Origin of the sequence: Pseudomonas sp. zfem005 (assembly GCF_032621735.1) — a bacterium.
Classification (GTDB): Bacteria; Pseudomonadota; Gammaproteobacteria; order Pseudomonadales; family Pseudomonadaceae; genus Metapseudomonas; species Metapseudomonas solani.
Genome location: NZ_JAVYJE010000013.1, coordinates 24,832 through 49,230 on the forward strand (window position 1 = coordinate 24,832; position 24,399 = coordinate 49,230).

20 protein-coding genes are annotated in these 24,399 nt (G+C 66.4%); 7 read left to right on the forward strand and 13 right to left on the reverse strand.

Annotated features, from left to right (window positions below; translation table 11 throughout):
• Positions 1-64 precede the first annotated feature (64 nt).
• Positions 65-1,447, reverse strand: a complete 1,383-nt coding sequence (locus RTW82_RS25930; protein WP_316926887.1) for a TolC family protein — start codon at positions 1,445-1,447, stop codon at positions 65-67.
• A gap of 334 nt (positions 1,448-1,781) precedes the next feature.
• Here RTW82_RS25930 and RTW82_RS25935 point away from each other — a divergent pair, with 334 nt between their 5' ends.
• Positions 1,782-2,465 (forward strand): response regulator transcription factor, encoded by a 684-nt coding sequence (locus RTW82_RS25935; RefSeq protein WP_316926888.1) that lies wholly within the window; start codon positions 1,782-1,784, stop codon positions 2,463-2,465.
• Between the two features lie 12 nt (positions 2,466-2,477).
• On the opposite strand, the gene RTW82_RS25940 is transcribed toward RTW82_RS25935, so the two are convergent.
• Entirely contained in the window at positions 2,478-3,242 is a 765-nt protein-coding gene (locus tag RTW82_RS25940; protein WP_316926889.1) for a response regulator transcription factor, read from the reverse strand.
• Between the two features lie 183 nt (positions 3,243-3,425).
• Here RTW82_RS25940 and RTW82_RS25945 point away from each other — a divergent pair, with 183 nt between their 5' ends.
• From RTW82_RS25945 to RTW82_RS25965, 5 genes are all read left to right on the forward strand, one after another.
• Entirely contained in the window at positions 3,426-5,441 is a 2,016-nt protein-coding gene (locus tag RTW82_RS25945) for a sensor histidine kinase (protein ID WP_316926890.1), read from the forward strand.
• 98 nt (positions 5,442-5,539) lie between these two features.
• Complete coding sequence (locus tag RTW82_RS25950; protein ID WP_316926891.1) at positions 5,540-6,019, forward strand: RNA polymerase sigma factor; 480 nt, start codon at positions 5,540-5,542, stop codon at positions 6,017-6,019.
• 54 nt (positions 6,020-6,073) lie between these two features.
• The gene (locus RTW82_RS25955) at positions 6,074-7,036 is read left to right on the forward strand and encodes a FecR family protein (RefSeq protein WP_316926892.1); all 963 of its coding nucleotides are present in this window, start codon (positions 6,074-6,076) and stop codon (positions 7,034-7,036) included.
• Between the two features lie 100 nt (positions 7,037-7,136).
• On the forward strand, positions 7,137-9,506 hold the full coding sequence (locus RTW82_RS25960) for a TonB-dependent siderophore receptor (RefSeq protein WP_316926893.1): 2,370 nt from the start codon (positions 7,137-7,139) through the stop codon (positions 9,504-9,506).
• A gap of 192 nt (positions 9,507-9,698) precedes the next feature.
• A complete protein-coding gene (locus RTW82_RS25965; protein WP_316926894.1) occupies positions 9,699-10,163 on the forward strand; it encodes a hypothetical protein in 465 nt (154 codons plus the stop codon).
• A gap of 188 nt (positions 10,164-10,351) precedes the next feature.
• Here the strand turns inward: RTW82_RS25965 and RTW82_RS25970 are convergent, their stop codons facing one another.
• The 4 genes from RTW82_RS25970 to RTW82_RS25985 form a co-directional block, all read right to left on the reverse strand.
• Complete coding sequence (locus RTW82_RS25970; RefSeq protein ID WP_316926895.1) at positions 10,352-12,814, reverse strand: DUF4132 domain-containing protein; 2,463 nt, start codon at positions 12,812-12,814, stop codon at positions 10,352-10,354.
• A gap of 34 nt (positions 12,815-12,848) precedes the next feature.
• Positions 12,849-13,244: a hypothetical protein gene (locus RTW82_RS25975; RefSeq protein ID WP_021219963.1), complete on the reverse strand. Its 396-nt coding sequence runs from the start codon at positions 13,242-13,244 to the stop codon at positions 12,849-12,851.
• A 229-nt stretch (positions 13,245-13,473) separates the two neighbouring features.
• Positions 13,474-14,802 (reverse strand): alkaline phosphatase D family protein, encoded by a 1,329-nt coding sequence (locus tag RTW82_RS25980; protein ID WP_316926896.1) that lies wholly within the window; start codon positions 14,800-14,802, stop codon positions 13,474-13,476.
• 302 nt (positions 14,803-15,104) lie between these two features.
• The gene (locus RTW82_RS25985) at positions 15,105-15,239 is read right to left on the reverse strand and encodes a hypothetical protein (protein ID WP_316926897.1); all 135 of its coding nucleotides are present in this window, start codon (positions 15,237-15,239) and stop codon (positions 15,105-15,107) included.
• 117 nt (positions 15,240-15,356) lie between these two features.
• On the opposite strand from RTW82_RS25985, the gene RTW82_RS25990 reads away from it, so the two are divergent.
• Positions 15,357-16,313, forward strand: a complete 957-nt coding sequence (locus tag RTW82_RS25990) for a nitronate monooxygenase family protein (RefSeq protein ID WP_316926898.1) — start codon at positions 15,357-15,359, stop codon at positions 16,311-16,313.
• 205 nt (positions 16,314-16,518) lie between these two features.
• Here the strand turns inward: RTW82_RS25990 and RTW82_RS25995 are convergent, their stop codons facing one another.
• From RTW82_RS25995 to RTW82_RS26025, 7 genes are all read right to left on the reverse strand, one after another.
• Positions 16,519-17,715: a type II toxin-antitoxin system HipA family toxin gene (locus tag RTW82_RS25995; protein ID WP_316926899.1), complete on the reverse strand. Its 1,197-nt coding sequence runs from the start codon at positions 17,713-17,715 to the stop codon at positions 16,519-16,521.
• Entirely contained in the window at positions 17,715-17,966 is a 252-nt protein-coding gene (locus RTW82_RS26000; protein ID WP_043243034.1) for a helix-turn-helix transcriptional regulator, read from the reverse strand. Before RTW82_RS26000 ends, RTW82_RS25995 begins: the two co-directional genes overlap by 1 nt.
• Positions 17,967-18,201: 235 nt before the next feature.
• Positions 18,202-19,029, reverse strand: coding sequence for a phytanoyl-CoA dioxygenase family protein (locus RTW82_RS26005; RefSeq protein ID WP_021219986.1), 828 nt, complete (start codon positions 19,027-19,029; stop codon positions 18,202-18,204).
• The gene (locus RTW82_RS26010; RefSeq protein ID WP_316926900.1) at positions 19,026-20,441 is read right to left on the reverse strand and encodes an amino acid permease; all 1,416 of its coding nucleotides are present in this window, start codon (positions 20,439-20,441) and stop codon (positions 19,026-19,028) included. Before RTW82_RS26010 ends, RTW82_RS26005 begins: the two co-directional genes overlap by 4 nt.
• A gap of 37 nt (positions 20,442-20,478) precedes the next feature.
• Complete coding sequence (locus tag RTW82_RS26015; protein WP_316926901.1) at positions 20,479-21,450, reverse strand: PDR/VanB family oxidoreductase; 972 nt, start codon at positions 21,448-21,450, stop codon at positions 20,479-20,481.
• Between the two features lie 57 nt (positions 21,451-21,507).
• Positions 21,508-22,629 carry a ring-hydroxylating oxygenase subunit alpha gene (locus RTW82_RS26020; protein WP_316926971.1) on the reverse strand — a complete coding sequence of 374 codons (1,122 nt, stop codon included), beginning with the start codon at positions 22,627-22,629 and terminating at the stop codon, positions 21,508-21,510.
• A gap of 122 nt (positions 22,630-22,751) precedes the next feature.
• Positions 22,752-24,350 carry a BCCT family transporter gene (locus tag RTW82_RS26025; RefSeq protein ID WP_021219990.1) on the reverse strand — a complete coding sequence of 533 codons (1,599 nt, stop codon included), beginning with the start codon at positions 24,348-24,350 and terminating at the stop codon, positions 22,752-22,754.
• Positions 24,351-24,399 lie beyond the last annotated feature (49 nt).

Below are 24,399 nucleotides of genomic sequence, written 5' to 3' on the forward strand. Positions count from 1 at the left end.
TGGGAAAACGCGCACGCACCCGGAACAGGTGCGTGCGCTGGACGGATCGGTATCGCGGCGGGCCTCAGCGGGCGTTGCCCTGGCCGGCATCGAGGGCGGCCAGGGGCAGCGCCTTATCGGCCGGCACGACGATGCCCGGCTGGCGGAACAGCTCGGGGCTGAGGCGGCCGGTGGCGCGCAGCAGGCGGTAGGCGGCGATGATCTCGTCGATACCGGCGGCGGTGGCGTCGCTCTGGGCGTTGATCAGGCCGACCTCGCCGTTGAGGATGTCCAGCAGCGAACGGCGACCCATCTCGCGCTCCTTGCGCGCCAGGTCGAGGAAGCTCTCGGCGATGTTCACCTGGTTGCGCAGGTGCTCGGAGCGCTCGCGGGAGGTCTGCCAGGAATCCCAGGCGTTGCGCGCTTCCTCGATGGCCTGGATGCGCACGTAGTCGGCCTTCTCCTCGGCACTCAGCACGGCCTGGTCGGCGGCGCGGGTGACGTGGTCGGCACGCATGCCGAGGTCGAACTGCCAGTCGAAGTTGACCATGGCCTTGGTGTCGTCGCGGCGGCCCGGGGAGCCGTCGTAATCGTCGAAGTGGGCCTGGCTCAGGCGGAACGACAGGCGCGGCATCAGCTCCTTGCTGCGGGCGGCATCGCGCTCGGCGAGGGTCACTTCGGCGCGCTTGATGGCGGCCAGCACGTCGGGGTTCTGCTGGCGCACGCTCTCGATGATGTCCACCTCGGACGCCGGCAGGCTGGCACCGGGAACGGCCAGGGCCTCCAGGCCATCGGCGGCGATGGTGGTTTCGCCGAAGATCACCCGGTAGCGGTTCAGGGCTTCGCGCATGCGGCTGTCGGCCATCACGCGACGCGCCTCGGCACCGGCCAGCTGCGACTTGGCCTGCAGCACGTCGGTGGCGTAGCCGCGGCCGGCCTCCATGCGCGCGTTCTCCAGGGAGGTCTGCTGCTTGATGTTCTGTTCCGACTGGCGGGCGTAGGCCTGGGTGCGCTGGGCCTGGATCACCTGCAGCTGCGCCTCGATGGCGGCCAGGGTCAGGTTCTGCACCTGCAGCTCGCGCTCGGCCTCTTCCTTGATCAGCACCACCTTGGCGGCCTGCACGCGGGACGAGGTGGCGCCGAAGTCGGTGATCAGCTGGTTGATGCCCACGCTGGCCTCGGACGGGTCGTAGCTGGCATTCCCGCCGTTTTCACGGTCGATGTGCTGCTTGCCGGCACTGCCGTTGACGGTGAGCTTGGGGAAATAGGCGGTCTTCTCGACAGCGACCTGCTCGCGGGCGGTCTCCACGTCGGCGTCGACCATGCGCACCAACTGGTGCTCGCGCAGAACCCGTTCGAGCTTGTCGGCGAAACCCTGCTCGGCCGAAGCATTCGCCGTGCACAGCAGCAGGCAGGTGGCGAGCAGCTCTCGCCGCGCGTGGAAGACGGGTTTGAAAGTAGAAAGCATGGGCGGCTCACCGATCAGGTCATCGAGATGATCCGGGGCACGGCACCGGAACGGCGCGATACTAGCTTTCTGCCATCTCGTGAAACTGACAAATGCTGACATTCCACCCTTCGCGACCGATTGACGCGTGGCCTGCGCCGCTCTGGCACGAGGGTTCCAGCTTGCTCAGCCGCTGCGTTCGGGCGAGCGCAGCGGCAAAAAACCGTGCGTTTCCATCCCCGCCAAGGTTCTATAAGCTGCAAGAAATGCTGCCATTAACCGGTCAGCGCTTTACCGAATGGATGTAGGTAAAGCGGAATTCGCACCACGGAAGATGCCGTATCGAAACCCGTGAATGATTGATCTGATTCTGCTCGAAGATGAACCTATCCTCGCCGAGGAACTGAGTGAGTTTCTCGGCGAATCCGGCTACCGGGTCACCCTGGCGGACAGCCTGGCGAGCTTCGCCGACACCTTCGACGAACAGCGCCACCGCCTCGCGATCATCGACCTGGGCCTGCCCGACGGCGACGGCCTCGACCTGATCCACCAGCTGCGCGAGCGCGGCAGCACCCTCGGCATCGTCGCCTTCACCGCACGCGGCTCCACGGATCACCGGGTCGCCGGCTTCCGCGTTGGCGCCGACCACTACCTGGCCAAGGGCTGCGACCTGGAAGAACTGGCGGCGGTGCTCGAAGCCCTGCGCCGGCGCCTCGGCCTGCAGCGCGGCGGTAGCCGCTGGGAGCTGGAACTGGCCTCGCGTCAGTTGAAGACGCCCAACCAGCAGCACCTGCGCCTGTCCCACCAGGACATGCTGGTGCTGCACTGCCTGATGCAACGCGCCGGCGACATCGTTTCGCGCCGGGAGATCGTCAAGGCCCTCGACGAGGATTACCTCACCTACGACCAGCGCCGCCTGGACACGCAGATCCGCCGCCTGCGGCGCAACGTCGAGCAGGCCGCCGGCCTGGAGCTGCCGCTCAAGACCCTGCGCAACACCGGCTACTGCTTCTACGAGCGGGTGCGCATAGTCGCTTGAGTGGCTCCCAGGTCAGCCCGCGCAGAGCAGGCGACCGATAAAGGCATACCCCTGGTTGCGCAGCGAGCGGATGGGCGCAGGGGCTCCGTCGAGCCCGGCGATCTTGCGCCGCAGCCGGCTGACGATGGCTTCGAGGCGACGCTCGTCGTAGGTCAGGTAATCCTCCCCCAGGCCCTCGGCCAGCACCCGGCGGTTGGCGGTCTGTTCCGGTGCCTCACGCAGCAGCCCCAGCACCTTGCACTCCTTGCGGCTGAGCTCCAGTTGCTGGCCATCCGGCGCGCTGAGCACCTGCTCGCGTGCATCGATCACCCAGCAATCGCCCAGCGGCGCGGCCTGCATATCCAGGCGGCGCAGCAACGCCTCCATGGCCGACAGCAGTTCGTCTTCCGCCACGACGCGGCCCAGGCAGTGATCGGCCCCCAATGCGTAACCCGCCAGGCGCTGGTCGAGACGGCCCGGCTCGGTGAGCAGGACCAGCCCGATGCCCGGCCACAGGGTACGGATGCGCGCTGCCAGCTCGAGCCCGGCCTTGCCCTCCCCGGCCAGCTCCAGCAACACGACGTGCGGGCCGAACAGGGCGACCTCCGCCTCCAGCAGGGTGTCGACGGTGCTCATGGTGACGAAGCCGACCTTGCCCAGCAGGCGCAGGCACAGGTCCGGCTGGCTATCCGGTGCGGCTTCCACCACCAGCAGGCGCATGTGCGCGAGCGGCGTGGCGCTTCCTCCCACCCGGCGCAGGACGGTGGCCGGTGACGTTGCCTGGCTGCGTTCTTTCATTGCGATCCCACCCTGGCGGCCCTGTGCTGACGAACGGCATTCCGGCGGCCGCCAGCCCGAAACACGGCGGCACCCTACCCCAGGAAGGCCCTGCGCAAACCGAGCAAATCTGAGCAACGCATCGAATCGCGGAGCCGGGCAGGTAGAATCCTCCGCTTCCGCAAACACCCGTGGCGCCGAGCGATGACCCGTCCCCTTGCTTTCCTGCTGTTCTGCCTGTGCCTGCTGTTCTCCTGGCAGGCAGGCGCCGACACCCTGCACCTCGGCGAGCGCGGCAAGGGCACCCAAGGGCACCTGGAGCGCCTGGACGACCCGGATGGCCGCCTCGACGCCGCCGGCGCCATGCAATCGAGCGACTGGAAGGCACTGCCCGGCTCGCTCAACGCCGGCTTCACCCGCAGCGTGATCTGGCTGCGCCTGCAGGTGCAGGCCGGGCCGGATTCCCCCGAACGCTGGATGCTGACGCTGAATAACGCACTGATCGACAGCGCCATCCTCTATGACTACGAAACCGACGGCACGCCACGGGAACGGCGCAGCGGCGAATCCATCAACCGCAAGACCTGGGAAGTGGACTACCGCACGCCCTCCTTCGCCCTCAGCCTGCAGCCCGACCAGCCGCGCTGGCTGCTGCTGCGCCTGGAGGCACGCAACGCCATGTCGGTGAGCGTGCGCCTGATGCCCGCCGCCGAATTCGGCGACCGCACCCGCGTGGAATACCTGGGCTCGGGCCTGTACTTCGGCATCTACCTGGCGCTGATCGTCTTCCACAGCGTGTTCTGGCGCATGACCCGCGCGCCGGAAAGCGGCTGGTACCTGATCTACGTGAGCTGCTGCATCTCCATCGAGAGCCTCAGCTACGGGCTGCCGCAACAGATCTTCGGCATCCCCGGGAGCATCAGCGACCGCTTGCTGGGCTGCGGCCTGGCGGCCAGCCTGCCGCTGGGCTTCATCTTCGCCCAGCGCCAGCTGAGGCCCCGGGACATGGTGAACGCGCGGCGCGTGCTCACGGTGCTCAGCGTGGTCATCGGCCTCGCCTCCGCCACGGCGGTGCTCGCCGGGCACTACCAGACCGGCGCACCGCTGGTGCAGATCACCTCCTTGCTGACCATCCCGCTGCTGATCGGCATGGCCGTGCGCATGCTGTTCCAGGGCCATGCCTCGGCTCGGGTGTTCCTGCTGATCTTCGGCATCTACTACGCCGGGGTGATCGTCAGCTTCCTGCGCAACCTCGGCATCGTCCCCACCTCCTTCGCCACCGACAATGCCGCCGCCCTCGGCACCCTGCTGCACATGCTCCTGATGAGCATGCGCATCATCAACCACTACCGGAAGCTGAAGGACGACAAGAGCCGCGCCGAGAGCAGGCTCAAGCACGTGCTGCAGGACCAGAACGCCCACCTCGAACGGCAGATCGACGCCCGCACCCTGGAGCTGCGCGACGAGATCCGCCGGCGCACCGAGCTGGAGGGCGAGCTGCGCGAGCTGCTGCGTCAGGAGCAGCGCATCCGCGAGGAGCAGCGCGACTTCGTGGCCATGGTCTCCCACGAGTTCCGCACACCGCTGGCGATCATCGCCACCTCGGCCCAGCAGATATCCCGCCACCTCGACAGCGCCCCGGAACGCAACGAGCAGCGCTGCCAGAACATCCGCGAATCCACCTCGCGCCTGCTGACCCTGGTGGACAACTACCTCAACCACGACCGCATGGCCGAGACCAGCACCGAGCTGCGCCACACCGAGCAGAACCTGCCGGAGCTGCTGGCCCGTAGCACCAGCGACGTGCCCCCCGGGCGTACCCGCATCGAGTACCACAGCCAGCGCCAGACCCTGAGCTGCGACACCGGCCTGACCCGCATCGCCCTGCGCAACCTGATCGCCAACGCCGACCGCCATGCCCCGGCCGATAGCGTGATCCGTCTCGATGTGCGCGAGCGCGCGGACGCAGGGATGCTCGACATCCGCGTGGTCAACGAGGGCCCGGAAATCCCCCGCGAGCAGGCGCCGCTGCTGTTCCAGAAGTACTTCCGTGGCAGCCAGGCCCAGCAATCCCCCGGCGCCGGCCTCGGCCTCTACCTGGTCAAGCGTATCGCCACCCTGCACGGCGGCGAGGTCAAGCTGGAAAGCACCGGCAAGGACGGCCCCATCTGCTTCCGCCTGAGCCTGCCGATGGAGCCGCTGGGGCACGGGGCCGCCTGAAACCGTGAGGCAGAGCGGCACCTAAAGATGTAATTGAGAAGTGATTGCATACGCATTAATCTCGCAATCCCTTTCAACGAGTCGCTGCCTGCCCACCCATGAGCAAGCCGTCGCCCTTCCTGGCCCTCTACCTGCGTGAGCAGAACCGGCTGCTGCAGCTGATCCGGCGCATCGTCGGCGACCGCAGCACGGCGGAGGACCTGGCCCAGGACACCTTCCTGCGGCTCTGGGACCGGGAGCTGGGCGATGGCGACCGCAGCCTGCTGTTCCGCACCGCGCAAAACCTCGCCCTCGACCACCTGCGGGCACGCCAGGTGCGCAGCCGCCATGCCCGCGAACAGGCGGAGGACGAAGGCGACGGCCTCGACCTGCAACAGCAGGCCGAAGCGCACCAGGAACTCGAACACCTGCTGCGCCGGCTGCAAGGCCTGCCCCGCCGTTGCCAGCAGGTCTTTCTTCTCAGTCGCCTGGATGGCCTCTCCTATGCGAGCATCGCCGAGCGGCTCGGGGTTTCCCAGAGCACGGTGGAGAAGGACATCATCCGCGTCCTCCAACATTGCCAGCGCACCGAGGGCTGAACCGGTGTCGCACGTTGTACTGGCAGCCCCCTCGATTCGTGGAACGCAAGCAGAGTGAAGACCTCGCCCGAACAGCAAGCACGGCAGGATCGCCAGGACACGGCGACCCGCTGGTACGTGCGCCTGCAGAACCCGCAGTTGCCGGCGAGCGAACGCATGGCCTTGCGCCGCTGGCTGGACAGCGACCCGGCCAACGCCGAAGCCTTCCAGGCGGTGGAGCAGCTCTGGGAAAAACTCGGCGAACCCGCCCGGCAGCTGGCTGGCGATGGCTGGCACCGCCGTCGCCCGGTCCAGCGCCAGCGCTGGCCGGCACTGGCCGCCGCCTGCGTACTCGGCCTGGCAGTGGGCGTGCTGCTCTGGCGCGACCCCGGCGTGCTGCAGCGCTACGCCGCCGACCACGCCAGCGCCCCAGGCACCCAGTTGCAAGTGACCCTGGCCGATGGCAGCCACGTGCTGCTGGATGCCGACAGCGCCCTGGACCTGCACTTCAGCCCCGGCGAACGCCGCGTCACCCTGCTGCGCGGGCGCGCCTGGTTCGACGTCAGCCACGACGCCAACCGCCCCTTCGTGGTGGAAAGCCCGGGGCTGCGCACCCGCGTGCTCGGCACCGCCTTCGCCGTAGACGCCACCGGCCAGGCCGAGCGGGTCACGGTCAGCCGCGGCCGGGTCGAAGTGCGGGGCAACGCCGCCGACTCGCTGGTCACCCTGATCCCCAACCAGCAGGCCAGCCTCGACGGCAGCGGCCTGCACGGCCCGGAAACGGTCAACAGCGACCGCGCCCTGGCCTGGCAGCGCGGGCTGCTGATCTTCGATCGCGCCAGCCTCGGCGAGGTGCTCGACAGCCTCCGCCACCTCGGCCACCCGCCCGTCGTGCTGCTGGACGAAACCCTGCGCAACCAGCGCATCTCCGGGACCTTCCGCACCAGCGACCCGCAAGCGGTACTCAGCGCCCTGAGCATCGAACTGGGCCTGAAAACCACGCGCATTCCGGGCTTGGCGGTGGTCCTGCATCGCTGATGCAAAAAATCTGAAAATTTCTTGAGGGGTTTCCCGGTCTCGCCCGTTGTATCGGCAGTGAATCATTCGCATTTGCCATTTACCGGGGGAGAACCACCACATGACCAACCGCCACCGCCTGGCCCGGACCCTGCTCGCCAGCGCCCTGCTCGCCACCCTCGCCGCGCCCATGCAGGCCCACAGCAGCGAGGCCGCCAGCGAGCAGCGCCAGCCGCAGTTCCAGTTCGATATCCCCAGCCAGCCGCTGCTCGACGCCCTCGGTGAATTCACCGCCACCACCGGCATCGCCGTGCTGCGCACCACCGAGGAACAGCTCGCCGGCCAGGCTCCCGCAGTGCGCGGCCACTACACCGCCGACCAGGCCATGGGCCTGCTCCTCCAGGGCAGCGGGCTGAGCTTCCGCCACGGCGCCGGCAGCATCACCCTGGAACGCCCAAGCGGCGACGGCACCCTCGACCTCTCGCAGATCGACATCAACGCCGCCGGCCAGCAGTCCGCCTGGGGCCCGGTAAGCGGCTATGTGGCCACGGCCGCCGGCACCGCCACCAAGACCGACACGCCGATCATCGAGACACCGCAATCCATCTCGGTGGTGACCCGCGACCAGATCACCGACATCCACGCCCAGAGCTTGCGCGACGTCCTCGGCTACACCGCCGGTGTGATCGCCACCGAGGCCGACGACCGCCTCACCGACACCTTCGTCCTGCGCGGCTTCCAGATCAGCGGCAGCACCTTCCGCGACGGCATGCGCTACATGAGCAACATCTACGACGGCACCCAGGAGCCCTACGGCATGGAGCGCGTGGAAGTGCTGCGCGGCGCCTCCTCGGTGCTGTTCGGCCAGGCCGCGCCAGGCGGCATCATCAATGTGGTGAGCAAGCTGCCGACCCGCGAGGAACTCCACGAGATCAAGGCCGAAACCGGCAGCAACGACCGCCACCAACTGGCCACCGACCACGGCGGTGCCCTCACCGATACCCTCAGCTACCGCTTCACCGCCCTGGAGCGCAAAAGCGACACCACCACCGACCATGTGCCGGACGACCGCACCTACATCGCCCCGTCCCTCACCTGGCAACCGGATGAGGCCACCAGCCTGACCCTGCTGGCCACCTACCAGAAAAGCCGCACCGCCTACGTCTACGGCCTGCCCGCCGAAGGCACCGTGCTGCCCAACCCCAACGGCCATATCTCCCGCCACACTTTCACCGGCGAGCCGGGCTACGACAAATCGGTGATCACCGCCTGGGACATCGGCTACCGCTTCGAGCACGCCTTCAACGACGACCTCAAGGTGCGCCAGAACCTGCGCTACTTCGAATCCGAGAACGACATGCCGTCGGTGTGGCTCGACAGCTTCATCGACCCGCAGATGACCACCGTCGCACGCGGCGCCCAGGACCGCGTCGACGACTCGCGCAACTTCGTCGTCGACACCCAGCTGGAAGCGCGCTTCCACCACCAGCGCGTCGAGCAGACGGTTCTGGCCGGCGTCGACTACGGCGATCGCCACCTGCAAACCGACCGCTACGACTACGACCTGACGCCTCTGAATGTCTTCAACCCGGTCTACGGCGGCACCTTCACCCCCCTCGGCCCGGCGCCGTACAGCTCCAGGAACCGCACCCGCCAGAGCGGCCTCTACCTGCAGGACCAGATCAAGTTCGACGAAAAGTGGGTGCTGTTGCTCGGCGGCCGCCAGGACTGGGCCAAGCAGAAGGAAGACGCGCTGTACAACGACTACAGCTCCCGCCAGGACAGCGACGCCTTCACCAAACGCATGGGCCTGGTCTACCTCGCCGACAACGGCCTGGCGCCCTTCGTCAGCTACAGCGAATCCTTCGAACCCCAGGCGGGGCGTAGCCGTGCCGGCCAGGACTTCGACCCCACCGAAGGCGAGCAATACGAACTTGGTATCCGCTACCAGCCGCCCGGCAGCAACGCCCTGTACTCCGCCGCGCTCTACCAGCTGACCCGCAGCAACGTGCTGACCACCGACCCGGTAGACACCAACTTCCAGGTGCAGACCGGCGAGGTACGCTCCCGTGGCCTGGAGCTGGAGGCCAAGGCCGATATCGGCAGCAACGCCAGCGTCACCGCCTCCTACGCCTACACCAAAGCCGAAGTGACCAAGAGCAACAGCGGCAATGAAGGCCAGAAGACCGGCGGCATGCCCCGCAACATGTTCTCCGTCTGGGGCGACTACCGCTTCGGCCAGGTCGGCCCGGGCGAACTGCGTGCCGGCGCCGGCGTACGCTACGTCGACGAAGTACCGGGCCTGTTCAACACCACCCTCGTTGCACCCTCCTACACCCTGGTAGACGCGATGCTCGGCTACGCCATGGGCCCCTGGGACCTCACCCTCAACGTCACCAACCTCACCGACGAGGACTACCTCAGCTACACCTACGCCGCCTTCTACGGCGCCGAACGCCAGGTCACGGCCGGCGTCGCCTATCGCTGGTAAACCCCGCCGCAAATAGCGCCCGGAGCTGCCTGTAGGTTGGCGCCGAGCGCAGCGAGGCCCAACGCTGCGAAATCCAACCCGCACGTTGGGCCTCTTGCTTCTCACGCGCCGACAAAAGAGCTAGCCCAAGCGGCGTTCAGCACCGCACACTGCGCGTCCCAACCCGCTCCCTCGACCAAGGACGATCACCCCATGCTGCGCACCACCTCCGCCCTGCTCCTCACCCTCGCCGCCACCACCACCTTCGCCGGCACGCTCACCGAGAAGGCCGAAGAAATGCTCGGCGGCACAGTACTGAACTGGACCAGCGACACCCAACTCGAAGGCCCCGCCGGGCTCAACGCTACGGTAGTGGTGCCCAAGGACGGCAAGGCCAACTACGCCACGCTGGCGATCGTCCATCGCACTCAAAAACCTGTCATCGAGCCCTGTGGCGTGATCACCTGGACGGTCGATGGTGCTGTCGCCAACGAAGGCTATGGCGAGCTGCAGCTCGACGATGAAACCTCCAGCGAGAAGGTGGTGATGATGGTGGACCTCGGTCTGTTCAAGACCCTCGCCACCGGCGGAAAAGTGGCGTTCAGCAGCTGCGGGCTGGAGGGTGTGGTAAGCGAGGCGGACCAGAAGGGACTGCAGGCGATTCTTGGCAAGATCTAGGCAAGCACCCGACTCACCGTAGGTTGGCGCCGAGCGCAGCGAGGCCCAACGGTGGGTGTTGAGCCTCGTGCAATGGCCGAGCCTTATCGCGGATGAATCCGCTCCCACGGCAGCCCTTTGGGCTGCTGGGCGACTCAAGTCGCCCCTACAGGGCCGTAGCCTGGGCTTCAGCCCGGGGCTTCACCGCGCTAGGCGTTGATCTGGCTGAGGATGCTCGGGTCCTTGATCTTCTTGTCGTTGGCCAGCAGCAGCGCCTTGCTGAGGATCAGCGACAGCAGCGCATCACCCTCGAAGGGCAGGTAGAGCCCGTTAGAGGCGGACTTGGCCTTCTTGTCCTGGACGATGCACAGGTACTGGTCGTTGGGCGCCATGAGGATGTTGCTGCTGCCGAGGTGGATGCGGTAGGTGCGCAGGTCACCCTTCACCACAAGGTAGCGCCCGTCGAGGTGGCAGCGCTTGGCGATGGGCAGGCGCGAGAGGATGTTATCCAGCAGATCGCGCCGCACCTGGGCACCGCCCTGGAGTTCGGCGTTGCTGGCCAGGGAGATGTAGCCACGGAAGGCGGGGTCGTCCACCAGGCCGAGTTCGGGGTCGTTGGCCACCGAGCAGACGCCGACGAACAGGTCCATGTCGCGCAGCACTTCGGAGAACACCAGCGGCGGGATATCGGCCAGGCGGGTTTCATCCCAAGCCTCGCCGTCCTTCACAAAACGGAACTCGCCGCTCTCCACAAAAGCGAAGACACCGGTGTCGCCCTGGATGCTGGAGAACGCATCCTTCACATCCAGCTCGAACAGCACCGCCAGCCCCCAGTTCTTCAGCGTCTTGCAGGGGGTGTTGTGGCTGTCCCAACTGCCCTGCAGGGCGTAGTCCCAGCCTCGCTCGCGCAGCAGCGCAGCGAGCTGGAACTGCCGCAGCAGGTGACCGGCAAAGCGACGGGACGTCGTCCCTGACTCGCGCTCGGCGTCGGTGAGCAGGTAGACCTCGCGGAACGCCTGGCGGATCGGCTGCAGCACCTGCGCCTCCTGCAGCAGTTCGCGCCAGGCCAGCACTTCCGGCGCGGCCGCCTGGATGGGGTGCCAGAGGGATACGGTCGCGTCCGCGGGCAGCTCGCCCACGGCCGTGCCGTCGAAGCCTGTGAGTACGCCTTTCAGACCGATCACCGAACGCTGCTGTCCGTCGTGCTCGATGCTCCAGATCAAGCGGCGCCCCATCCAGCCGAGCAGCTCGGTGCTGTCGATGAAACGCGGGTACCAGTCGCCGAAGCGCCAGGTGCGCTGACGCAGGTAGGCCTGCTCGAAACGGGTGCGCTGGCCGAGCACGGCATCGGCGAACTCCTTGCAGCCCTTCTGCCACTCCTTGAAGGCTTCGGCGTTGTCACGCTTGGCTTCGGCCGGGGCGCTCTTGAGCACCTTGCCCTCGGCGTTGCTCCACTCGGTGGCCAGGCGCCCTTCCCCTTCCAGACGCAACAGCGCGGTGGCGCCGCCGAAGCTGAAGCGGGCCACACCCTCGGCGTCGAAGCCCATGTCCGGGACCGATGCCTCCTCCATATCGTCCGGGGTCAGGCCGGCACGCTCGGCGGCCTTGACCACCGACTTCTCGATCAGTGCCTTGCCCTGGCTGTAGCGAACCTTGGAGCGCAGGCGGGAGAGTTGCACCACGCCAGGCTTGTCGAGCAGACACAGCACCTGGATGCAGGCGTTGCCCACCAATCGCGAGCGCGGCCCGTGCCATTGCACCTTGGTGTAGAAGGCCACGGCCATGTCGCCCAACCCCGGCGCCAGCACCTTGGGCTCACCCACGCCGGCCAGCCAGACCATCGCCTTGATGGCGCCTTCGTTGGCGTCCGACGGGGCGAACTGGTAGTTGCAGATGAACGCGAACCAGCGCGCGAGCGTCTGGCTGAAAGCGTCCGCCGGCAACCCTGCAGCGAGCTTGGCGGCCGCCTTCAGCCAGGCATTGCTGGGGGAGGAACCGCTGCCGGTGAGGGCATGGTTCATCAGGCCCATCCAGGTTTCGCGCTCGGCCTCGAGCAGCGTGGCGAAGTCCGCATGCAGGTCATCGACCCAGCCGAAGCGCGACTCACCGAGCGGCAGCTGCAGCACCTGCACGCCGCCGAGCATTTTCTTCAGCTTGGCCTCGAGCACGCGCGGGTCGCGCCCGGCCTTCCAGAACGAGGCATTGCGTTCGAGAAAGCTGCCCATGGCCTCCTCATGGCCCACCAGCGCGCCTTGCTTGTGCAGCTTCTCCATCTGGCTGACGAGCCGGGTGATCGGGTAGTCCAACTCCTTGATGTACTCGTGCTCCACCAACACCTTCATCACCTCGATGGCGGTGGCGCCGTCCAGCACGTCATCACGCTTGAGCATCTCGCGCAGCACACGACCCAGGCCGCCAGTGCCCTCAGGGCCCTCGCCGTACAGGCAGGCGAGGTAGACAAGACAGGCGCGCCAGTCCGTAGCTTCGGCATCGATCAGCGCGCGGATGGCAGGTGACTTGTCGAGCTCATACCAATATTCACCTTGGTGCTTGATGAGCTGCTCGACGGCGATTCGCAGCATCGTGCGCTGCCCATCACTGAGGATCACCAACGCCTGGAGGGGAGAATCGCCGCTCAAGGCCGTGGCGTGGGCGTGCAAAGGTGAAGACATGACGAATCCTTATGTCGTGTGAAAAGGGAAAGGCTCAGCCGCCCACCAGGGGCAACAGGCGCAGGAACTGGACGTTGGAAATGGAGGACAGGCGGAACGGCTCGTCGAGCTCATCCACCTGCTGCTCATCCACCAGCAGCAGGAAACCGTTTCTCTCGAAGGCGGAGATCGCCAGCTGGCACTGGCGCTCGGCGTCGATCACGCGTCGGGGCAGCTCGTCGTAGCCGTTGAGCTTTGCCTCGTCGGCTTCCGGGGTGAAAAAGCGATAACGCGGGGCGTTGGGCACCGCCTGCTGCTGCTCGACCACCTGCAGCACGTAGCGCCGGATCAGCTCGCGGGCGGTCAGCGTCTCCACCGGCAAGGTCAGCGTCAGGCTGTTGAGCAAGGAGCCCTGAAGCGTGCAGTCCTGCACCCGCACGGTGAAATCCATTTCCGTCACTCCATCGCTTGGAAAAGTGGATGTTTACACCGGGGCGGGAAGTGATGTCGAGGTGCCATGAAGCGGGTTGGCGAGGCTGTGAGGTGGAGCACAGGTGGTGGGAAATCCGCACGGGTCAAAGGCGGCCCCGCTGCCCGTAGGTTGGCGCCGAGTGCAGCGAGGCCCAACGGTGCGGTATCCAACTTCACCCGTTGGGCTTCGTACCTCAACCTACACGCAATCAGGCCTTGAAGCTGCCCGTCGGCCCGTTCTCGCTCGCGGTGGTGCGGAAGATGCTGTAGCTCACATCCGCCACACCGTCACCCTCCTCCACCTCGATCAGCATCACGTTGGAGTGCTTGCCGTAGAAGCTTTCCGGCGTGATGCGCGCCTGGGTGGTAAGGCCTTCGAACTCCTGCACTGCCGCGTCGTCGACACGGTAGGCGTCCTGCAAGCGGACATGGGGCGTGACCTGGTTGATCGGACTCGACATGAGCTCATTGAGCTGCAGCGTCTTGCTGCCCTGGCTGACATCGAGGGTCGCGTGATAAGCGTTGTGCATATCACCGGTGAGGAACACCACCCGCCCGATTCCTTTATCCAGCAGGTGCTTGAGGATGCGGGCGCGTTGCTTCTCGAAGCGGCTGCCCGACCACTTGTCCTCCACCGAGCGCCGGGGGATGCCCACGAAGGGCACGCTGGTGACGATGAACTTCAGGTCGTCGCGGTAGCGGGTCAGCCAGCGCAGCAAGTCTAGCTCCTGCACCACATCGATCATCTCACCCAGTTCCGAGTCGCGGTTGAAGCGCGTGTCCATCACGAAGAAGCGCACCCGCCCGTGGTTAAATTCGTAGTGGTAGTGGTACTCGTCGTGGCGGCTGTCCGGGTTATGCGAGTGCTGGAATTCCCAGTACGCCTTCATGCCCATGTTGGCCAACTGCGGGTTGTTCTTCGGGTCGCCCCGGTCGTAATCGTTGATCAGCTCGTGATCATCCAGAACCATGTAGTGCGGCAGCTCCGTCAATACCTTGCGGGCGGGCACGCAGTCATCCCAGGCGTCGAGGTATTTGTCGCGGAAGTGCTGCACATCCACCGAAGGTGGCAAGGGAATGTCCGCATAGATCTGGTCGCCGCAATGCATCATGAAACGCGCCTCATGGGCCTTGGCCAATGCCGATATCTCCAGCCAGGCGCGGTCGGGCCGCTCCAGCAAGCCAAGCGAATGCAGGTTGCAGGAGCCCAGCAGAAAACGCAGGGGCGCCGGTTTCCCCGACGCGGGGAAGGTGCAGAAAGTCCCTTCCGTGTAGGCATCACGCACCCTGGCTTCAGGGGCATCCGCCAATGTCTTGCCGAAGGCCACCTTCACCCGATAGGGCGAATCGGCATTCAGGCCCTTGAATTCCGCTACAGCGGTGTAGAACTCCTGCGCAGGGGTCAGCAGCTTCTTCGAGGCGACGGAGCTGCCCGCCCCGTCCAGCAGCTCGATGAACGCCGCCGGCCAGCGCTCGCTGCCGCGAACCCAGATTTTGATGGATGAATCGGTGGTGTGACCGAGGATCAGGCGCGCCATGGTTATTTCCTCCTTGATAGGCGAAACGACAGTTCAGTCGAGGAACTGCTGTTTCGCCACATCGGATAGGCCAACCAAGTGATGGCGGCACCAGCGCGTAGGTTGGCATCGAGCGTAGCGAGGCCCAACGATGCAGCGCATTGCCCGGTATCTGCGCCAGACCGGGCACCGCCGGTGGATGAGAAAAGCGTCATCCACCCTACGCAGCGGTAAGGGCCGTGCGGGAGGTGAGTGTAGGTTGGCGCCGAGCGTAGCGAGGCCCAACGGGGCAAGGCTCGGCCTGGCTCGTTGGGCTTCATGCCTCAGCCCAACCTACAAGAGCGAGCTTCCGCGTCCATCACCCCCACGGCAACGCCACCCACGCGCAGGCCGCCTTCGGGGCGGTTGTGCAGGTGCAGTTCGCCGGCGTTTTCGCGGGTGATGGCGTGGGCGGGCATTGCACTCCCGCCAACCCTGGGGGCCTTCATGCCGAACCGTGAAGCGGTGCTTGACCGGGAGGGGCGCGTCGCCACAATCTGCGAATCCTTCTCATTAACGGACCTGATGGAGTTCACATGTCCCGGCTCCCCGCCCCGCTGGATCGCTTGCCCTTCCCCGTCATCGGCTCGCCGCTGTTCATCATCAGCAACCCGAAACTCGTGATCGAACAGTGCAAGGCCGGCGTGGTCGGCTCCATGCCAGCGCTCAACGCGCGCCCCGCCTCGCTGCTGGAAGACTGGCTGGCGGAGATCACCGAGACGCTCGACGCCTACAACCGCGCGAACCCCGACAACCCGGCGGCGCCCTTCTCGATCAACCAGATCGTGCACAAGAGCAACGACCGCCTCGAGCACGACATGGAGCTGTGCGTCAAGTACAAGGTGCCCATCGTCATCACCTCCCTGGGCGCCCGTGAAGACATCTACGCCGCCGCCCACTCCTATGGCGGCGTGGTGCTGCACGACGTGATCAACAACGCCTTCGCCCACAAGGCGGTGGACAAGGGCGCCGACGGCCTGATCGCCGTGGCCACCGGCGCCGGCGGCCATGCCGGGGTGAAGAGCCCGTTCGCGCTGATCCAGGAAATCCGCCAGTGGTTCGACGGCCCCCTGGCCCTCTCCGGTTCCATCGCCACCGGCGGCGCCATCCTCGCCGCCCAGGCCATGGGTGCCGACTTCGCCTACATCGGCTCGGCCTTCATCGCCTGCGAGGAAGCCAACGCCAGCGAGAACTACAAGCGCGCCATCGTCGAGTGCTCGTCCGATGACATCGTCTACAGCAACCTCTTCACCGGGGTGCACGGCAACTACCTCAAGCCCTCGATAGTGGCCGCCGGGCTGGACCCGGACAACCTCGCCGAAAGCGACCCGAGCAAGATGAATTTCGGCGGCGGCGACGCCAAGGCCTGGAAGGACATCTGGGGCTGCGGCCAGGGCATCGCCCCGATCGGCAAGGTGCAGAAGGCCGGGGAATACATCGCCCAGCTCAAGCGCGAATACACCGAAGCCAAGGCGCGTCTGGCGTCGGTCTGATCCCCGCCCGCTCCCCGTAGCCCGGACTTCAGTCCGGGGCAGTCCCCCGCGCTGAAGCACGGGCTACGTTCCTATCGAAACGTCGATGCAAGGCTCAACCTCGGGCGTTGGGCCTCGTGCCTAGGTCCAGCCGACTCCTCCCTCCCTTCAGCCCCTCCGCCAGAGCGCAGAGACAACAGGCACCTCATCGCTACGCCGGCGCCATCTAGCCGAAGGTTTGCATGTACGGCCCAGCACTCAGGCGGATTGCGGCAGCCACGTTCGGCGCTCGCTCGCACAGATCGGTCGAACGCGCCAACACACGCTCCAGCGCTTCCAGTTGCCCACGAATGACCTCTTCCGGCCGAGCTACGTCGCACGCACCGGCGAACTCGAGCAACCCCTGTCTGGAGGCGAACAGGGACTTGTTACCGACCAGATCCAGCGCCAATACATCCTCTGGAATGTAGGCCGTGGTATTGACGATGTCGTAGGCCGGCGCCAGTCGCGCATCACGCTGCGTAGGTTCGGAATACAGCAGCCCGAAGTTCTTGAGGTGGGCATCACCATTTCCGACGATGCAGCTCAAGCTGACCATCGCGAACAACTGCGCCAGCGAACCCTGCACCTGCTCCGGCGAGCAGAACAGACGGATGGCCTTGGCGATGGCCGAGTAGCTCTTGCTGTACTTCTGCTCCGCAGCCAGGCCCATCAACGCAGCCATGTCCTCGAAACCGATGGGCTCCAGTTGCTCGTCCCGATCGAAACGGCGCATGACGAACAGCCGGGTGTTATCGGACAGGTAGAACTCCGGCACCGCAATCCCCGCCTCCCTGGCCACGGACATGCAGAGGAACTCGTTGATAGCCAGCCCAGGAAACTCGTCACGACCGCTCTTGATGATCAGTTCGGAGGTTTTCGACGTGAACCGCTGTGAAGCAGCGCCCGACTGCTCTGGAACCAGCACCTTCGGCTGCACGCCCGAAATCCCGGCGCGCAAAATGTAACGGTCCACCAGGCTGGCAAAAATATCCTCCGTACCATCCCAGGCCAGGATTTCCTCCAGTCTTTCGCCCGGGAACTGCTGTCGCCGCAGAAGCGCATCGACCTCATCCGAGCTGACGGCTACCCGCCCGATGGGTGAGCTGCTGCCAGAAAGCGCCAGCAGCAACATGGGATCGACACGCACCATCTTGGCCAGGCGATTGCGCAATTGCTCCAGGACATAGCCTTCCGGCAGGTTCATCTGGAAGATCGGGTGCAGCTCCCGGTAGCGGTATTCATCCACACGCACAGGCATGAGCAGGCTGATCGACGCCTGCGCCCTGGCCTCTTCGTGGTAGCGAAACAGATAGTCCCCGTTGGAGCTGAGCACCCTCCCACTCTCGCCCTCTGGCGTTGCCACCCGCAGCACGGCCGTCATCAGTCGAACACTCCGTGGATCTCGTCCAGCGTCGGCATGGCCGCAGGTACCAGCGCGAACTCACAGTCCATGGCTCCCAGCGCTCGCGCATAGGCCACCATGCCAACCGACAAGTCGCCTCTCTCGATAGCAATGACCTTCTGCCGGGTGATGCCTGCCAGCCCAGCCAGCCTGGCCTGGGTGAGCCCGCGATTCAGGCGGCACTGCCGGATCTTCTCGCCCAGGCGTGCCGTGATAATGGAATGATCCATGTTCTGCATACGTAACAACCAATAATGAATGTAACGTATACCTAACTTACGGAAAGATCAAAGCGAACCAACACCGCCCCGATCAAGCACAGACAAAGGCGTCATTCAGGCGACCCAACTGCTGCCGTGAGACTGAGCGCTGCTCGTGCTGCCCCGACATCCCCAGGGCTACCCCGCTGCGACGCTCAGCCTCGCACGTTGGGCCCCGTGCCTCGGCCCAACCTACGCCCCCCTTTCACTCCCTCGGCCAGAGCTGCGGGAACAAGCGGTGCTCCATCGGTGCGCCGGCGGGCAGTTCGTCCGCCAGGCCGGGGAATTCCGGGGAGGTTTTCCAGGGTCGGGGCGCATGGACCATGTCGTCACCGAGAAAGCGCAGGGAGTAGGCGCGGCGCCGGCGCTCACCGCCTACGCCACCGGAGGCGTGGAGGGTGAGCATGTGGAAGAACACCGCGTCGCCCGGCTCCAGCGCCCAGCCGAGGATGGGCCAGCGGGCGCGGTCCGCCTCGATATCGGGCAGGTCGGCCAGGGTGCCTTCGGGGAACCAGCGGGCCTGGTTGTCGAGGAAGGTGCGTGGCATGAGCCAGGGCCCCAGGTGGGAGCCGGCGACGAACTCCAGGGTGGCGTCCCGGGCCACCGGGTCCACGGGCATCCACATGCTGCAGTTCTGCCGGCCCTCGACGTTGTAGTAGGGCTGGTCCTGGTGCCAGGGGGTGCGCTGCCGGGTGTTGGGCTCCTTGACCAGCAGGTGGTCGTGGTAGAGACGCGCGCTGCCGCCGCCCATGAGCTGCGCGGCCACGGAGCCGACGCGGCTTTCGAAGATGAAACGGCGGTACTCGTCGAACTCCCGCCAGTTGCAGAAGTCCTCGAAGAACCAGCCGGGGTCGTCCTCGCGGCTGGCGACCTTGGCGCGCTCGCTGGGGCTGGCGAGGTTGCGCTCGATGCCCAGCTGCAGCAGCTCCACTTCCTCCGGGGTGAACAGCTGGCGCACGCAGATGGCGCCGTCGCGGTGGAAGTCGTCGATCAGCGTGCGGGGCAGTTCGAACTCATAGGGATGCGAGGTCATGCGGGCTCTCCTTGGCGGTGCGGCGGTGCCGGCGTGGCGGGTGCAGGCCGGGCGTCGTCACCCGGCCTGCCCCAGAGACGGTAGGCGATGCTGAGCAGCACCAGCCAGGTGGCACCGATGTACAGGGCGGTGCGGGTATCGGGGAACAACGCCAGCACCACGAAAATGAACAGCATGAAGGCGATGGTGAGGTACTGCCCCCAGGGCCAGAACGGCACCGGGAAGCCGAGGGCGGCTACCTCCTCCCGCCCCAGGCCACGGCGCATGGCGACCTGGGAGAGCAGGATCATCAACCAGACCCAGACCACGGAAAAGGTCACCAGGGAGGCGAACAGCAGGAACAGCTCGTTGGGCAGCAGGTAGTTGAGCAGCACGCCCAGCAACAGCGCGAGGGTCATCATCAGCACCGTCATCCAGGGCACGCCGGCGGCCGAGAGCTTGCCGAAAGAGGCCGGCGCCTGGCCGTTGCCGGCCATGCCATAGAGCATGCGCCCGGTGCTGAAGATGTCGCTGTTGATGGCGGAGATGGCCGCCGAGATCACCACCAGGTTGAGGATGCTGGCGGCCGAGTCGATGCCCAGCCCGCTGAATATCTGCACGAAGGGGCTGCCCTCGCTGCCGATGCGCGACCAGGGCCAGATGGCCATGAGCACCAGCAGGGTGAGCACGTAGAACAGCAGGATGCGCAGCGGCACCGTGTTGATGGCCTTGGGAATCATCCGCTGCGGGTTCTGCGCCTCGCCGGCGGTGAGGCCGATCACCTCGATGCCGCCGAAGGCGAAGATGACGATGGTGAAGGACGCCACCATCCCCTCCAGCCCATTGGGGAAGAAGCCGCCATGGGCCCAGAGGTTGGCGAAGCCCGCCACGCTTTCGGCGCCGCCCAGCGGGATGCCGGCGACCAGCACCGCCAGCCCGGCGAGGATCATCGCCACGATGGCCACCACCTTGAGCAGCGAGAGCCAGAACTCCAGCTCGCCGAACACCCGCACGCTGCACAGGTTGATGGCGGCGATGACCAGGACGATGCCCAGCACCCAGAGCCAGCGCGGCGTATCCGGAAACCACAGGCCCATGTAGATGCCGAAGGCGGTCACGTCGGCGAGGCACACCATCAACATCGAGAAGGCGTAGGTCCAGCCGGTGAGAAAGCCCCAATAGCGCCCCAGGTAGCGGCTGGCGTAGTGGCCGAAGGAACCGGCCACCGGCGTGCGCACCGCCATCTCGCCCAGGGCGCGCATCATCAGGTACACCGCCGCGCCGGCGATGAGGTAGGCCAGCAGCACCGAGGGCCCGGCGCGCTGGATGGCCGCCGCCGAGCCGTAGAACAGCCCGGTGCCGATGGCAGAACCCAGGGCCATGAAGCGGATATGCCGGGCGTTGAGCCCCCGGCGCAAGGTAGGTAGTTCCATTGCGTCGTCTCTCTTGTTGTTATCGCCAGAAGCGGCGTTAAAGATCCAGCACCAGGCGCTCGCCCCGGGCCCGTGAGACGCACAGCATCAGTGTGCGCTGGGCGGCTTTTTCGTCGTCGCTGAGGTACTGGTCGAGGTGCAGGGCCTCGCCTTCGAGGATGCGGGTTTCGCAACTGCCGCAGATGCCGGCGCGGCAGAGGCTTTCCACAGGGGCGGCGCGGGCTCGCTGGATGGTGGTAAGGATGCTGGTGCCCGCCTCCACGTGCAGCTCCCGGCCCGACTTGGCCAGCACCAGGGTGAAGGCATGGCCGCCTTGAGGGGCTGCGCTGAAGCGCTCCCAGTGCAGGCGTGCCTCGGCGATGCCGGCGGCACGGGCGGTGGCCAGGGTGGCATCGATCAATGCCGGCGGGCCGCAGACGTAGAGGTGATCGCGCGCCTGCAACTGCGCCACCAGCGCGGGCAGGTCCAGGCGCTTGCCTTCATGGCCGGGGTAGAGGTGCACGCGCCCGCCGTGGCGAGCCTCGGCCAGCTCGTCGAGAAAGGCACCGCGTTCGGTATTGCGGAAGGCGTAGTGCAGCTCGTAGTCGGCGACCCGGGCGTGCAGTTCGTGCAGGTGGGCGAGAAAGGGGGTGATGCCGATGCCGCCGGCGATCAACAGGTGCCTGTCCGCTTCCGCGTGCAGGGCAAACAGGTTGTTGGGCGGGCTGATCCACAACCGGCTGCCAACCTGCACCCGCTGGTGCATGTAGGCCGAGCCGCCGTTGCCCTGCACTTCCAGCTGCACGCCGATGCGGTAGTGCTGGTGCTCGGCCGGGGCACCCAACAGGGAATAGGCATTGCTGTAGCGCTGCCCCGCCTCGCCTTCCATGTGCACGTTGATGTGGCTGCCGCCAGTGAAGGCCGGTAGCGGCCTGCCATCGTCACGGGCGAGGGTGAAGCGCTTCACCAACGGGGTGATGCTGGTGATATCGGTCACCCGCACGTCCATCCGCTCCAGATCCTGAGTCATCTGCCACCTCCTGCCAGTCGAGGCGGCGCCGGCACACCGGGCCGGCGCCGCACGCCATCAACGCCCCTGGTGCGCCTGGGCGATCAGGTTGTGGAAGTGGGCGATGCCGTGCTCGCTCTCCCCGCTGCGCTGGCGGTCGGTCATGATCCGCCCCTGCCCCCGGTAGCCCCGGGAGCGCAGCCCCTTTTGCACGCTCTCCACCAGGCGCAGGTCTTCCGGGCGGAACACGTCGCGGTACCACTCGATCAGCGCTCGCTGTGCGGCGGTGGGCTCCTTGTTGAGGAAGTAGATGTCGTACTGCTGCCGGGTGACTTCAGCGCTCACCGGCAGCTCGTAGATCACCGTCATGAAGTCCGCACCCGGCGGCACGTTGAACATGGTGCAGGGCCAGGCCCAGAAGCCGGCGAAGGATGGGTCCTGCACTGATTCGTCGAACGTGAAGGACTGCTCCGAGGGCTTGGCCACGCCGTATTGCAGCGTCCAGTTGCCGTGCAGGCTGTGGGTGTAGCGGTTGACGTCCACCGAGTCGGAGAAGCCCGGATGCGCCGGGCCGCAGTGGTAGCACTCCATGTAGTTGTCGACGATGGATTTCCAGTTGGCCTCCGTCTCGGTGATGAAGCGGGCGGCCAGGTGCAACTCGTCGATCACCGGGCAGGCATCGCGCAGGGCGGCTTCGAAGCCGGGCAGCTGCTCCTCCACCGGGGCTGCATCCCTGTCCATGTTGATGAAGATGAAGCCGGCATGCTCCTGCACCCGCAACGGCACCAGGCTGGAGGCGGTTTTGTCGAACGCCTCCACGTCGGCGCAGTTGCGCGCATGGGCCAGCTCGCCGTCGAGGCGGAAGGCCCAGGCGTGGTACGGGCAGGTGATGACGTTCTTCGCCATGCCGCTGCCCTGCAGCAACTGGTGCCCGCGATGGGGGCAGACGTTGTAGAAGGCGCGCAGTACCGCGTCCCGCCCGCGCACGATGATGATGCTCTCGCCTATCAGCTCGCGGGTAACGTAGGCGTTGTTCTCGGCCAACTCGCTGCGGTGCCCCACGCAGACCCAGCTGCGGGCGAGGATGGCCTCCTTCTCGTACTCGAAGACCGCCTGGTGTGTGTAGTAGCTGGCGGGCAGGGTGTGGGCGACCTCGGGGTCGGCGCAGAAGTCGGCAGGCAGTCTCTGGATGCTGTTCATCATCGGTACTCCTCTGTGGCGCATGGCCGGGCGCGGCCCGGGCGTATGCAGCTTCTCGTGGGTATTGCGATCGGGGGAATGCAGCAAACCAGGCCCGCCCCCGATTCGGGTCATGGCGTTGATCAGGGTGCAGGGGCGATGGCGGCGGCCTCGCCGGCCTTGTCGTCACCGGCTTGCGCCAGGCGACGGGATTCCTCGGCAATGCGCTGGGCCGGCACCTGGCCGTAATCCTCCAGCAGCCAGCGGAACAGCCCCCAGATCATCACCAGCAGGATCAGCGTGAAGGGAATGGCGGTGAGCACCACCGCCGTCTTCATGGTGGGCAGGGAGGCCTTGGCGAAGAGCATCGCCAGCGGGATCAGCGTCAGCATCACGCACCAGAACAGGCGGTGCGTGGGCGCCGGGTCCTGCCCCTCGCGCAGGTTGCGGGTGCTGGTGGCGGCCACCGCGTAGGCGACGGCGTCCATGTGCGAGGCACAGAACACCGCCATGAGGAACAGGTAAGCCGCGAGGAACAGTTTGCCCAGGGGCAGCGCATTGAGCAGCCGCTCCACCGCCGCCTCGCCGCCCTGGCTGGCGAGGATGCCCGGCACATCGATGGCACCACTGACGAACTGGTGGACGCTGTAGCTGCCCAGCACGCCGAAGAAGAACCAGCAGCCGGCGGTGCCGCCGAGCACCAGCGCGGCGATCACCTCGCGCACCGTGCGCCCACGGGAAACGCGGGTGACGAACATCGCCACCCCCGGCGCGTAGGACACCCACCAGAGCCAGTAAAACACCGTCCAGTTGCGGGTGAAGGCGCCCTCGCCCGCCGGGTCGGTGAACAGGCTCATGCGCACGAAGTTCTGCAGGGTGATGCCGAAGGCGTTGGCGGTGTTGTCGAGGATGAAGCGCGTGGGCCCCATCACCAGCAACAGGCAAGCGAAGCCCAGTACGCCGAAGCCCACCATCTGCGCCAGGCGCTGCATGCCGCCATCGATACCGACGTAGGAGCTGAGGGAGAACACCAACGCCACCAGGCCGATGACCAGCACCTGGGTGATGAAGGTGTCGGGGATGCCGGTGAGGCTGGCCAGGCCCCGCGTCAGCGTGGCGGCGGTGACCGCGAGCGGCACGGTCAGGGCGCCGAACATGGTGAGCAGGAACACCAGGTCCACCAGCCGGCCCACCGGCCCCTGGGCGCGGAAGCCGGTCACCGCCTCGACGATGGACGCCAGCCCCAGGCCGCTGCGCTTGCGCACGTGGAAGTGGTAGGCCAGCGCCAGGGATGACAGCGCATACACCGCCCAGGCGCTGATGCCCCAGTGGAAGAAGGTGAAGCTGACGCTGTGCTCCAGCGCCTGCGTGGAACCGGGCGTCAGGTTCAGGCCCGGCGTCTGGTAGTAGTAGGCCCACTCCATCACGCCCCAGTAGAGGGTCGAGGAGCCCAGCCCCGCGCAGATGAACATGAATACCCAGGTGGTGTTGCCGAACTCCGGGCGGCCGGCGCCCAGGCGGATGTGCCCGTACTTGCTGAAGGCCAGGTAGAGCACCGCCACTCCGCACGCGAAGACGAACAGCTGCACCAGGGTGCCGAAGGTGCGGGTGGATGACTCGAAGAGGCGGTTGGCGAAGGCCTCGGACTCCAGCGGGAAAAGCGCCAGCCCGGCCACGGTGATGGAGACGGCGATCAGACTCGCGGTGGTGAGAAAGAAATCCTTGCGGGTGTTCTCGGTCATGCATGCCTCCCAGTTGTGTCGAGCCGAACTCGACGCACAGGTTGTTGTT

Excerpts from the sequence above, each read along its gene's own strand:
- RTW82_RS25930 (WP_316926887.1), bottom strand. The coding sequence starts at position 1,447 with ATGCTTTCTACTTTCAAACCCGTCTTCCACGCGCGGCGAGAGCTGCTC.
- RTW82_RS25935 (WP_316926888.1), top strand. The coding sequence starts at position 1,782 with ATGATTGATCTGATTCTGCTCGAAGATGAACCTATCCTCGCCGAGGAA.
- RTW82_RS25940 (WP_316926889.1), bottom strand. The coding sequence starts at position 3,242 with ATGAAAGAACGCAGCCAGGCAACGTCACCGGCCACCGTCCTGCGCCGG.
- RTW82_RS25945 (WP_316926890.1), top strand. The coding sequence starts at position 3,426 with ATGACCCGTCCCCTTGCTTTCCTGCTGTTCTGCCTGTGCCTGCTGTTC.
- RTW82_RS25950 (WP_316926891.1), top strand. The coding sequence starts at position 5,540 with ATGAGCAAGCCGTCGCCCTTCCTGGCCCTCTACCTGCGTGAGCAGAAC.
- RTW82_RS25960 (WP_316926893.1), top strand. The coding sequence starts at position 7,137 with ATGACCAACCGCCACCGCCTGGCCCGGACCCTGCTCGCCAGCGCCCTG.
- RTW82_RS25965 (WP_316926894.1), top strand. The coding sequence starts at position 9,699 with ATGCTGCGCACCACCTCCGCCCTGCTCCTCACCCTCGCCGCCACCACC.
- RTW82_RS25970 (WP_316926895.1), bottom strand. The coding sequence starts at position 12,814 with ATGTCTTCACCTTTGCACGCCCACGCCACGGCCTTGAGCGGCGATTCT.
- RTW82_RS25975 (WP_021219963.1), bottom strand. The coding sequence starts at position 13,244 with ATGGATTTCACCGTGCGGGTGCAGGACTGCACGCTTCAGGGCTCCTTG.
- RTW82_RS25980 (WP_316926896.1), bottom strand. The coding sequence starts at position 14,802 with ATGGCGCGCCTGATCCTCGGTCACACCACCGATTCATCCATCAAAATC.
- RTW82_RS25985 (WP_316926897.1), bottom strand. The coding sequence starts at position 15,239 with ATGCCCGCCCACGCCATCACCCGCGAAAACGCCGGCGAACTGCACCTG.
- RTW82_RS25990 (WP_316926898.1), top strand. The coding sequence starts at position 15,357 with ATGTCCCGGCTCCCCGCCCCGCTGGATCGCTTGCCCTTCCCCGTCATC.
- RTW82_RS25995 (WP_316926899.1), bottom strand. The coding sequence starts at position 17,715 with ATGACGGCCGTGCTGCGGGTGGCAACGCCAGAGGGCGAGAGTGGGAGG.
- RTW82_RS26000 (WP_043243034.1), bottom strand. The coding sequence starts at position 17,966 with ATGGATCATTCCATTATCACGGCACGCCTGGGCGAGAAGATCCGGCAG.
- RTW82_RS26005 (WP_021219986.1), bottom strand. The coding sequence starts at position 19,029 with ATGACCTCGCATCCCTATGAGTTCGAACTGCCCCGCACGCTGATCGAC.
- RTW82_RS26010 (WP_316926900.1), bottom strand. The coding sequence starts at position 20,441 with ATGGAACTACCTACCTTGCGCCGGGGGCTCAACGCCCGGCATATCCGC.
- RTW82_RS26015 (WP_316926901.1), bottom strand. The coding sequence starts at position 21,450 with ATGACTCAGGATCTGGAGCGGATGGACGTGCGGGTGACCGATATCACC.
- RTW82_RS26020 (WP_316926971.1), bottom strand. The coding sequence starts at position 22,629 with ATGAACAGCATCCAGAGACTGCCTGCCGACTTCTGCGCCGACCCCGAG.
- RTW82_RS26025 (WP_021219990.1), bottom strand. The coding sequence starts at position 24,350 with ATGACCGAGAACACCCGCAAGGATTTCTTTCTCACCACCGCGAGTCTG.